Here is a 10637-nt window from a genome sequence, read left to right as displayed (position 1 = left end):
GTGGCGGACCGTGCCGCCGGGTCGGCGGTGGCGGGGCTTGCCGTCGGGTCGATGGCGGCGGAACGTGCCGCCGGGGCGTTGGTGGCGGCCGGGGTCGCCTCGGGTGTCCCGGCTCCTTGACCGGGCTCGGTGCCCGGTGCGTCCGGGCCGGGGCGGGGCCCGTCGGTGTCCGTACCGGACCCGGTGCCGTCGGTGGCCTTGGCCGGCCGGGTGGCTTTCCTGCCGCGGCCAGCGGTGGTGGACCGGGCCGGGTCGGCCACGGCCTCCAGGTCGGACGGCGTCGTACCGTCGGCCACGTCCGAGGTCGGAGCCGCCGGGGCGGACTTCGGCTTGCGGGTCCGGCGCGGCTTCGGCGCCGGCGCGTCAGCGGCGCCGTTGCCGGCCGCGTCCGCGCTCCCGCTGGTCGTCCCCCCGCCGGCCGTGCCGGTTGTGGCCGTGCCCGTGCTCTTGCTCGCCGTGCTCGCGCTCGCGCTGGTCGCGCTCGTCCTGGTCGCGCTCGCCGTGCTCGCGCTGGTCGTGCCGTCGTCGGTCGGGCCGTTGTTCGCCGGGCCTTCGCCGGTCGGCGGGGCCGTGCCGGTCGGCGGGGTCGTGCTGGTCGTGGACGTCGCCGCGGTGCTGGTCGAGCCGTCGCCGCCAGGTCCGCCCGTCGCAACGGCGGGGTCGACCACGGTCCGACCCGCCCGGGAGGAGGCACTCGGGCCGGTGACGTCGGTGGTGGCCGCCCGGGTCGGCTCGGCGAGGGCAGCCACGTCGACGGCGGACGTGCGGGTTCCGCGCGCCGAGAGGGTGGCCTCGGTCGACCCGGTCTCCCGCTGGTCGACGCCGGCCGGCCCGTCCTGGGCCGGACCGCCGCTACTCGGCCCGCCCGTGCTCGGCTCGGCGGCACTCAGTCCGCCCGTGCCCGGCTGGGCGGCACTCACTCCGCCCGTGCTCGGCTGGGCGGCACTCAGCCCGCCCGTGCCCGGCTTGGCTGTGCTCGGTTCGCCTGCGCCCGGCCCGGCCGTGCTCGGTGCGACGGGGGCGGCGCTCGTCGCGGGGTGACCGGGGTCGTCGATGTGGTGACGGGGGCGACCGGCCGGTCGGGGCACCGGGGCGCCGGTCGGGTCGGCGGGCACCGAACCGTGCTGGCCGGTCCCCGAGGCCGCCGGCCAGTCCCAGTGTGCCGGGACGGTGCGGACAGCGCCGGTGCCGTCGGCGGCGCGCAGGTCGTGCCCGACGCCGGTGCCGGCCAGGTCCGCGCCGGCCGGTTCGGCGGCGTCCCGGTCGTCCGCCGGGGTCGCCGATTCTTTGCCGGGCAGGGCCGGGCCGGCGGGCAACGGGCGCAGGATGTTGGTGGGTTCGATCGCCAGTGGATCGGCGGTGCGGGCACGCACCGGCCAGCGCAGCAGGGCGGCGGCGGCCGCGCCGAGCGCGCCGGCGAGGATCGCGATCAGCGCGCCGTAGTAGGGGGTGGTCTGGTAACGATCCACCGCGTCGCCAGGGCCGGCGGTCAGGTAGGCGAACGCCACCAGCACCGGGCCGGCCACCCCGGTGGCCCCGCTGACCAGGGGGACCTGGCCCCGCCAGCGGGCCAGCCCGGCGGTTGCCGCGCCGGCCAGCAGTGCCGTGAGGGGCAGCAGGACCAGCGCCAGGCGCTGTGCCGCGTCGTCGTCCAGCCAGCTCGGTTCGAGGACGCCGAGCCGGACCGTGGGCAGGGTGCCCGTGGTGCCGAGTGACGGCAGGACGGAGACGAGCGCCAGCACCCAGATCGCACCGGCCACCGCCGCCATGTTCCAGCCCAGCTCGGGCCGGAGCAGGACGGCGATCGCCGCGCCGGCCCCGCTCACCGCGCCGAGCACGGCGCAGATGCCGACCGCCCAGACCGGGTCGACGGAGATCAGCTCGGCGGCCCGGGCGGGCTGCATGCAGAGCGGGGCGACGACGGTGGCGCCGAACGCGGCCGCGGCGCCGATGGCCAACTGCCGGCCGGTGCTGGGCGGCACGGCGTCCCGGCGGGCCAGGCGTCCGGTCAGGACGGCGCCGGCGACGGCGGCGTTCGCGGCGAACCAGCCCACCCAGACGAGCTGGGCCGGCCACTGATTGACGGTCGTGCCGGTGAAGGCGCCGGTGAGCCGGACGATGCCGAATCCGTACGCGACGCCGAGCTGGCCGGCTCCGGCCAGCACGCTCACCCCGAGCGCCGTGAGCAGCAGTCTGCCCCAGGTCCGAAAGGCCATGTCCGGCACGTTACGCACCTGGTACACCCGATCGCCACCGGCGCGCCGCGCGGCGCGCCCGGCGCGCCCGGCGCGGCTACTTGAGTTCGACCAGCCGAGCGAGGTACGTCGTATCCCCGACATTGGTGAGCATGTGCACCGCTCCCGGGTCCCGGTAGACGACGCCGCCGGTGGGTTCGTCGGCGTCGATCAGGGTGCCGTCGACCGTCTGCACGACGTTCTTCGCGCCCTCGATCGCCACCACCAGGTAGGGGTGGTCGTGCCGGTGCAGCGGCTGACGCTCGCCCGGTTCGAGTCGGATGTGCCAGACCCGCACCCGGTCGTTCTCGTACACGATCTCCTGGCCCACCGGCCCGAGTTCGGTCCCGTCGAACACGTCGGTCATCGTTCTCCGTCCAGTTGCGGAAGTACCTCGGCGGCGATCAGTTCGAGGTGGTCCAGATCAGCGAAGTCGATCAGGCGCAGGTGCACCCGGGTGGCGCCGACCGCGGCGAACTCGCCGATCCGCTGCACGAGTTGCGCGGGTGAGCCGACCACCGGGTCCTCCGGAGGCAGCGCGCTCTTCTCGTGCAGTGGCGCGGCCCGTCGCTGCGCCTCGGCGTCGGTCCGCCCGACGGCCACCACGATCCCGGCGGAGAGCACCAGCGGCGCCCGCCCGGACTCCGTCCGGCCGCTGCGGTCGCACGCCTCGCGTACCCGGTCGTACGCCTTGGCGGTCTCCGCCACGGACTTGAACGGCATGTTGAACTCGTCGGCGTACCGGGCGGCCAGTTCGGGGGTGCGCTTGGGACCGCGCCCGCCCACGATGATCGGCGGGCCGGGCATCTGCACCGGCTTGGGCAGGGCCGGCGCGTCCACCAGCCGGTAGTGGTCGCCGGCGTAGCTGTACGTCTCGCCCGGCGGCGTCCGCCACAGCCCGGTTATGACCTCAAGCTGCTCGGCGAGCCGGTCGAATCGTTCTCCGACGGCGGGGAACGGGATGCCGTACGCGATGTGCTCGCGCTCGTACCAGCCGGCGCCGATGCCCAGCTCGACCCGGCCGCCGCTCATCTGGTCCACCTGCGCGACCTGCACCGCGAGGGGGCCGGGCAGGCGGAAGGTGGCCGACGTCACGAGGGTGCCGAGTCGGATCCGCTCGGTCTCCCGGGCCAGCGCGGCGAGGGTCAGCCAGGCGTCCGTCGGGCCGGGCAGGCCGGGGTCGTCGCCCATCGACCGGTAGTGGTCGGCGCGGAGGAAGCCCTCGTAGCCGCAGGCCTCGACCAGCCGGGCGAACCGGAGCTGATCGTCGTAGCTGGCGCCCCGGTGCGGCTCGGTGAAGACCGACACCCGCATGCTCATCGTCCTTCCGCGCCGGCCGCGGCCGGCTGGTCGCGTTCCATCAACAGCTCGTGCAGGTCGGCGCTGACGCGTGCGACGTCGGCGAGGTGGGCGTTGCGGCCCAGGGTGCGGGGTCGGGGGATGGTCACGTCGACGATCTTGCGGATCCGGCCGGGGCGGGGGCTCAGCACGACCACCCGGTCGGCGAGCAGCACGGCCTCGTCGATCGAGTGGGTGACGAAGACGATGGTGGGCTTGTTCTCCATGTGCACCCGCTGGAGTTCGCCGGAGAGTTCCTCGCGGGTGAGCGCATCGAGCGCGGAGAACGGCTCGTCCATCAGCATCACCCGGGGGTCGCCGATCAGCGATCGGCACAGCGACACGCGCTGCTGCATGCCGCCGGAGAGCTCGTGCGGCAGGCGCTTCTCGAAGCCGGCCAGCCCGGCCACGTCGAGCAGTTGCCGGGCCCGTTCGCGGTGCTTCGCGCGGCTCCAGCCGAAGATCTCCGCGGGCAGGAGAACGTTGTCCAGGACGGTGCGCCAGGGCAGCAGCGCCGGCTTCTGGAACAGCATGGCGATGTCCCGGCGGGGCCGGGTGATCGGCGTACCGTCCACGGTGATCTCGCCGGCGGTCAGCGGGAGCAGCCCGGCCACCAGCCGCAGCAGGGTGGACTTGCCGCAGCCGGAGCGGCCGAGCACGGCGACGAACTCGCCCTCGGCGACGTCGAGGTCGATGCCCCGCAGCGCCTCCACCCGGCCGGACCGGCCTTCGAAGGTACGGGACACCCCGGACAGTCGGATCATCTCCGGCGGACCTCCGCTGAGTGGACGGTCAGGAATCCGGCAAAGGCTATCCGGCTTCTCTCCCTATCGCACCGTCCGGGGTGGTCGTCAGGTTGTTTCCGTTCCGCAACCCGATACGCCTGGCGTCGCAAAGGTGGGTTTCTCGTACGCTGTGCCCGCGAAGAGTCCCTCACGATGGCGGTGCCCGGCTTCCACCCCTCCCGCCGGTTCCGCCGCGACAACCCCCTCCGGTGCCTGCCGGCCCCGGTCGGAAAGGACATGGTGCACTGATGAGAAGGCTGACCCGTACGGTCGCTACGGCCGCGCTGGCCACTGCCCTCGCCCTTGTTTCCGCCTGCAGCAGCGGGTCGGACTCGTCCGACGACGCCAAGGGTGGCAACGGCGCGGCGCTGGAGAAGGTGACCTACCTCACCTCCTTCGGCAACTTCGGCCGTGACTCCTACGCCTGGGTGGCGAAGGAGAAGGGCTTCTTCAAGGAAGCTGGCTTCGATGTCGAGATCAAGGCCGGGCAGGGCACCGGCGGTGTGATCCAGACCGTGATCGGCGGCCAGGCCGACTTCGGGCCGATCGACCTCACCGGCGGGCTGCTCCAGCTCGGCAACGGCCAGGCGAAGGACTTCGTCGCGGTGGCCGCGATCCAGCAGCGCACGATGGCCGCCATCGCCACCGTCGAGGGCAAGAACATCGCCTCCCCGAAGGACCTGGAGGGCAAGAAGCTCGCCGACACCCCCGGGTCCGTGGTCCGCAACCTCTTCCCGACGTACGCCCGGCTCGCCGGCGTGGACGCCAGCAAGGTGACCTGGGTCAACGGTGATGCGCAGGCGCTGATCGGCACGCTGGCCACCGGCCAGGTGGACGGCATCGGCCAGTTCGTCGTCGGCCAGCCGACCATCGAGGGTGTGGCCAAGAAGAAGGCCGTCATGCTGCCGTACAGCAACGTGATGCAGGACCTCTACGGCAACGTGCTGATCACCTCCTCGAAGATCGCCAAGGAGAAGCCCGAGATGGTGAAGCGGTTCACCGCGGCGCTGCTCAAGGGCCTGGAGTACAGCCTGGCGAACTCCAAGGAGGCCGCCGAGATCCTGAAGAAGAACGTGGACGCCACCAACACGGCGTCCGCCGCCGCCGAGCTGGAGCTGATGGCCGCGTACGTGCGTTCCGGCAACTCCGGCACCGCCATCGGCACGCTGGACAGCGGCCGGGTCGCCAAGAGCATCGCGATCCTGCAGGGCGCCGGCGCGCTGAAGCAGAACATCACCCCCGAGCAGATCATCGACTTCAGCCTCGCGCCGAAGGCCTGATCGTCCGGTCGTCACCTGGGGGTACGTCCCGCCGACTCCGGTGGGGCGTACCCCCGTCGCTCGTCGGCCCCGCGGGGGCCGAGGCATATCGAGGAGGACAAGATGACCGACGTCCGGTCAGCGGAGCCGGTGGCGGAGGTGCCCGCACCCCCGGGCGCCGGCACCGGGGCGGGGCGAGCGGGGTGGGGCGCCGGCCTGCGTACCGGGGTCGGAGCGACGCTGCTGCCCGTGGCCGGCATCCTGGTCGCCCTGGCGGCCTGGTGGCTGATCGCCCGGCTGGAGCTGGTCCACCCGGCCGCCCTGCCACCGCCGGGCGACGTGCTCACGGCATTCGTCGACAAGCCCGCCCAGATGCTGGAGCACACCTGGGACACCCTGTTGGAGATCGTGATCGGCTTCGCACTGTCGGCGGCCGCCGGTGTCCTCATCGGACTCTCGCTGGCCAGCTCCAGCACGGTGGAGCGGATGTTCACCCCGCTGCTGGTCGCCATCAACGCGGTACCCAAGATCACGCTCGGTCCGCTGCTGGTGGTCGCGCTCGGTTGGGGTCAGAAGCCCATCCTGACCATGGTGTTCCTGCTCTGCTTCTTTCCGATCGTGCTCTCCACCGCGACCGGGCTGACCACGACCCCGGCCGACCTGGCCGAGCTGGTCCGCTCCTGGAACGCCTCCCGCTGGCAGGCGTTCCGCAAGGTGCGCTTCCCGGCCGCGCTGCCGCAGATCTTCGTCGGGCTCAAGGTGGCCATGCCGCTGGCCGCGATCGGCGCGGTGATCGGTGAGTTCCAGGCCGGCGAGAGCGGCCTGGGTTACGTCATCCTCCAGTACGCCGGCGTCGGCGACACCGCCACCGCCTGGGCGGCGATCATGCTGGTTGCGCTGGTGAGCATCCTGCTCTACTCGGCGCTGGTGCTGATCGAGCGGATCGCCCTGCCCTGGGTCCGGGAGACCACCAGCAGCCGCTGACCCGGGACGCCACAAACAAGATCCACCCTCGGAAACGCGCAGGGCCGGCCCCCCAATGGAGGCCGGCCCTTTCCGTTCGCCGGTGACGCACCGGGTGTGGCCCACCCCGACCGCGGCGGACCAGGCCGCGAGCAGAACCCCAGGTGCGAAGCGTCTACCCCGCCAAGCGCCAGCGCCCGTTGCGGGCGACGAGCGTGGTGAGCGCCTGGGGCATCAGCCCGGAGTGGTTGTCCGGCGTCATCCGGATCGGGCCGGAGAGGCCGTCCATCTGGGACGTCTCCAGCACGTCCCGGAGGCCGTCCCGGTCCACCTTGCCCGCCGGGCCGCCGGCACGCAGCTCGGCGTCCGCGATGAGCTGCATCGCGTCGGCGGCGAAGGACGAAGATCCGTTGTACCCGCCGAAACGCGCGGTGTAGTCCTGGAACCACTGCCGCCGGGCCGCCTTCGCCGGCGTCGTGGCGATCACGTCATCGATCACCATGGTCTGGGTGAAGATCAGCGTGGCCCGCTCGGTGGCCCGGGCCGCCGCGCCGAGGAAGAGATCGCCCGCCGCCCCCGGATCGAAGAAGAGCGACCCGCGGAAGGTGGTCTGCTGGGCGCTGGTGGCGGCCAGCGCCGCCTGCTCCGGCGGGGTCCAGATGACCAGCGCGTCGGGCTTGAGCTTCGCCAGCCGCCCGACCTGTTGCGAGACGTCGGTGTCGGTGGTCTTCACCGACTCCTCGCCGACCGGTTTGATGGTGGTCTTGGCCAGCTCCCGGCGGAGCGCGACCGCGCCCTCCCGGCCGTAGTCGTCGTCGGTGTGGAGCAGGCCCACCTTGCGGACGTTCTTGCGACGCAGTTCGGTGGTGAGTGCCGCGGCGCTGTCCGCGGCGTTCGGGCCCAGCTTGAACACGTATCGCCGTTCCGCGACCGGGCTGGCGATCGCACCGGAAGCGGCGAGCGCAATGGTGGGAATCCGCTTCTCGTTGATGGCCCCGACCGCGCCGACCGCGCATTCGTTGCAGCCGCCCATGATGATGGCGCTGACCCGGGAATCACCGCTGAAGTCGGCGATGTTGCGCAACGACTCGGCGGCGTCGGAACGGTTGTCCTTCCACTTCAGTTCGATCTTCCGGCCGTTCAGCGCGCCGGATGAGTTCAACTGGTCGCGCTTGAGTTCCAGGGCCCGTTGGTATGCCCGGCCGACCGGTGCGGCGGCGCCGGAGAGTTCGAGGTCCGCGGCGATCACGATCGGACTCGTGTCCTTGTCGTCCCCGCCGAACTGGCAGCCGGTGAGCGTGGTGGCAACTACGGCCGATGCGAGCGCCGCGATGGTCGCGGAGCGGATGGGGCTCAACTCAGTCCTCCAGGTGCGGGCGCGGGCGCTGCCCGGTCACCGCCGCTAATCCGTCCTCAGTGGAGGACGGTATCTCCTCTGCCGTACGGTGTGCGCGAAGCCTGCAAAACCTTGCCAATGGCCGGCGCTGTGGTCAAGCGCGGACGCGGGTCGCATTTTCGGGACGGCCATCCCACATGCTGGGGTAACGCAATGTTTGCAAAAGCTCACTTTGCATACACGCGCGACCACTCTGGAGTTACATGCCCTGTTCAGGGGCTTGCGGAAATGAAGGTATCAGTTGACCGGATCACGGGTTGCGCGCCGTCCGACCGTTTCCTACCCCACTGCGGCTTCCCAAAGAGGACCTTCTCTGATGAAATCGCGGCCGTGCCGCGCGTGGTCCCCTCCGCTGGCGGCACGGTTCGGCGGGTCAGGCGGGGAAGAAACGACGGAGGCGATGTCGTGAGCACCGGACCGACGACCCTGCCCGCGCTCGGCGACACCGCTCGGCCCACGCGCCGACGCATGCCGAGATTGCGCGACGCCCGGATCCGGTCCAAGCTGGCGCTGATCCTGGTCGTCCCGGTGGCGGCGGTGATCGCGCTGGCCACGGTCCGACTGATCTCGGTTGGCGAGGGCGCCTTCGACGCCACCCGGGCGCGGTCGCTCACCGCGCTCTCCATCGACGTCAGCGCCCTGACCCAGGACCTCCAGGTCGAGCGGATGGCCGCGGCGGCCTACCTGGCCGCGCCGCAGCAGCCCGCCGACACGTACAACCTGCGGGTCCGCCAGACGCAGCAGCGGGTGGACGAGTACCGCGCCGAGCGCGGCCGGATCGGCGAGGTGCCGGCGGCCCTGCGGGACCGGCTGGCCGCGATCGACGAGCACCTGACCACGTTGGACGGCACCCGCCAGGAGGTGCTCGACCGCCGGCAGATGGCCGTCGCCGAGGCGGTGCTGCGGTACGGCGTCATCCTCACCGACCTGGTCGCCTACGGGGACGGGCTGGCCCAGCTGCCCGGCGAGGAGAGCCTGTCGGACAGCCGCCGGGCGGTCGCCGCGTTCGCCCGGGCCAAGGCCTCCGTCGCCGAGGAGGAGGCGGTCGCCTTCACCGCGCTGACCACCGGTCAACTCGACGAGGAGCAGTTCTCCTCCTTCGTCGCCACGCTGACCAGCCAGCAGGAGGCACTGGTCGCCTTCTCGCTCGCCGCCGACCCGGTGCAGCGCGCTCTGGTCGACAGCACCGTCTCCGGTGACGCCGTCGGCCTGGCCGACCGGGTGGCCACCGACATCACCCGCTCGGTGGGGCAGCGCCCGCTGGTCGGCGCCCAGGACGCCACCTCCGCCATCGGCGCGGTCCACGACCTGATGCGCTGGGCCGAGATCCAACTGCAGAACCGGCTGCTCGAGCAGGCCGACCAGGCGCGCTCGAGCGTCATCCGGCAGGCCGTGGTCGAGTCGGTGCTGGTGCTGCTGACCCTGATCATCGCCGTGTCGCTGGCCGTGGTGCTGGCCCGCTCGCTGAACCACTCGCTGCGCCGGCTGCGCGAGGGCGCGCTCTCGGTGGCCAACCACGACCTACCCGACGCGGTGCAGCGGCTGCAGAACATGGGCAGCGTGGGCGACGGCGGGGTGGACGAGATCGTCCGTCAGGTCCGGGACCCGATCCGGCTCAACAGCCGCGACGAGGTCGGTCAGGTGGCGTTGGCCTTCAACGTCGTACACCGGGAGGCGGTGCGGGTCGCCGCCGAGCAGGCCGCGCTGCGTACCAGCGTCTCGGCCATGTTCCTCAACCTGGCCCGCCGCAGTCAGACCCTGGTCGACCGGATGATCGGCGAGCTGGACGCGATCGAGCGTGGCGAGGAGGACCCGAAGCGGTTGGCGCAGCTCTTCGAGCTGGACCACCTCGCCACCCGGATGCGCCGCAACGACGAGAACCTGCTGGTCCTGGCCGGCGCCGACTCCGCCGTACCGCGCCGCGACGACGCCCTGGTGGTGGATGTCCTGCGCGCCGCCCAGTCCGAGGTCGAGCTCTACAACCGCATCGAGTTCGGCACGGTGGACACCGACATCTCGGTGGCCGCGCACGCGGTCAACGACGTCGTACGCCTCGTCGCCGAACTGCTCGACAACGCCACCCGCTTCTCGCCGCCGAACACCACCGTGGTCGCCGACGGTCGCCGGATCCGCGACTACGTGCTGATCCAGATCGAGGACCGGGGGCTCGGCCTCAGCGACGAGCAGCTCGACTCGCTCAACCGACGGCTGGCCGCGCCGCCGAGCGTCGACGTCGCCGCGTTCCGTCTGATGGGTCTGGCCGTGGTGAGCCGGCTCGCCTCCCGCTACGGGATCCGCGTCGAGTTGCGCCGCAACATGGAGGGCGGCACCGTTGCCCAGGTGACGCTGCCCGCCGCCACCGTCGTGCTGCCCACCAACCGGGGCCGCGAGCAGGTGCTGACCCGGCCACGCCAACCGATGGCGGTCGAGCAGACGCCGCTCACCCCGGTCAATCACGCCGAGCCGTTCGCCGGCGCCACCACCTCGGCGGCGACGCTGCCCGACCAGTGGCGGACCAGCACGCCGGCGCCGGCGACCTGGCCGTCCCCGGTGGACGCCCGGAACACCGCCCCGGCCGTGCAGGCCGGCGGCTTCGCCGGGGCGCAGGCGGCGACGCCGCCCGCGCCGGCCCCGGTCGCTCCGGTGCCGCCGGGCTGCACGG

General features: G+C 72.5%; 8 protein-coding genes. 3 read left to right on the top strand and 5 right to left on the bottom strand.

What is annotated here, in order from left to right; translation table 11 throughout:
- The 4 genes from EAD98_RS02735 to EAD98_RS02720 form a co-directional block, all read right to left on the bottom strand.
- Positions 1-2216: hypothetical protein (locus EAD98_RS02735; protein ID WP_147457318.1), on the bottom strand; the 2216-nt coding region annotated here is incomplete at its 3' end.
- A gap of 76 nt (positions 2217-2292) precedes the next feature.
- Positions 2293-2601 (bottom strand): cupin, encoded by a 309-nt coding sequence (locus EAD98_RS02730; RefSeq protein ID WP_089018967.1) that lies wholly within the window; start codon positions 2599-2601, stop codon positions 2293-2295.
- On the bottom strand, positions 2598-3548 hold the full coding sequence (locus EAD98_RS02725) for an LLM class F420-dependent oxidoreductase (protein ID WP_121652504.1): 951 nt from the start codon (positions 3546-3548) through the stop codon (positions 2598-2600). Before EAD98_RS02725 ends, EAD98_RS02730 begins: the two co-directional genes overlap by 4 nt.
- Before the next feature lie 2 nt (positions 3549-3550).
- On the bottom strand, positions 3551-4336 hold the full coding sequence (locus EAD98_RS02720; protein ID WP_121652503.1) for an ABC transporter ATP-binding protein: 786 nt from the start codon (positions 4334-4336) through the stop codon (positions 3551-3553).
- Between the two features lie 269 nt (positions 4337-4605).
- Between EAD98_RS02720 and EAD98_RS02715 the strand changes: the two genes are divergently transcribed.
- A complete protein-coding gene (locus EAD98_RS02715) occupies positions 4606-5637 on the top strand; it encodes an ABC transporter substrate-binding protein (protein WP_121652502.1) in 1032 nt (343 codons plus the stop codon).
- A 102-nt stretch (positions 5638-5739) separates the two neighbouring features.
- On the top strand, positions 5740-6600 hold the full coding sequence (locus EAD98_RS02710; protein ID WP_121652501.1) for an ABC transporter permease: 861 nt from the start codon (positions 5740-5742) through the stop codon (positions 6598-6600).
- A gap of 154 nt (positions 6601-6754) precedes the next feature.
- On the opposite strand, the gene EAD98_RS02705 is transcribed toward EAD98_RS02710, so the two are convergent.
- Positions 6755-7936: an ABC transporter substrate-binding protein gene (locus tag EAD98_RS02705; protein ID WP_121652500.1), complete on the bottom strand. Its 1182-nt coding sequence runs from the start codon at positions 7934-7936 to the stop codon at positions 6755-6757.
- Positions 7937-8380: 444 nt separating this feature from the next.
- Here EAD98_RS02705 and EAD98_RS02700 point away from each other — a divergent pair.
- A partial coding sequence (locus EAD98_RS02700) for a sensor histidine kinase (protein ID WP_121652499.1) occupies positions 8381-10637 on the top strand: 2257 nt, incomplete at its 3' end.

This window comes from Micromonospora sp. CV4, from assembly GCF_003667455.1.
Classification (GTDB): Bacteria; Actinomycetota; Actinomycetes; order Mycobacteriales; family Micromonosporaceae; genus Micromonospora.
This window is presented reverse-complemented; position numbering and strand designations above follow the sequence as displayed.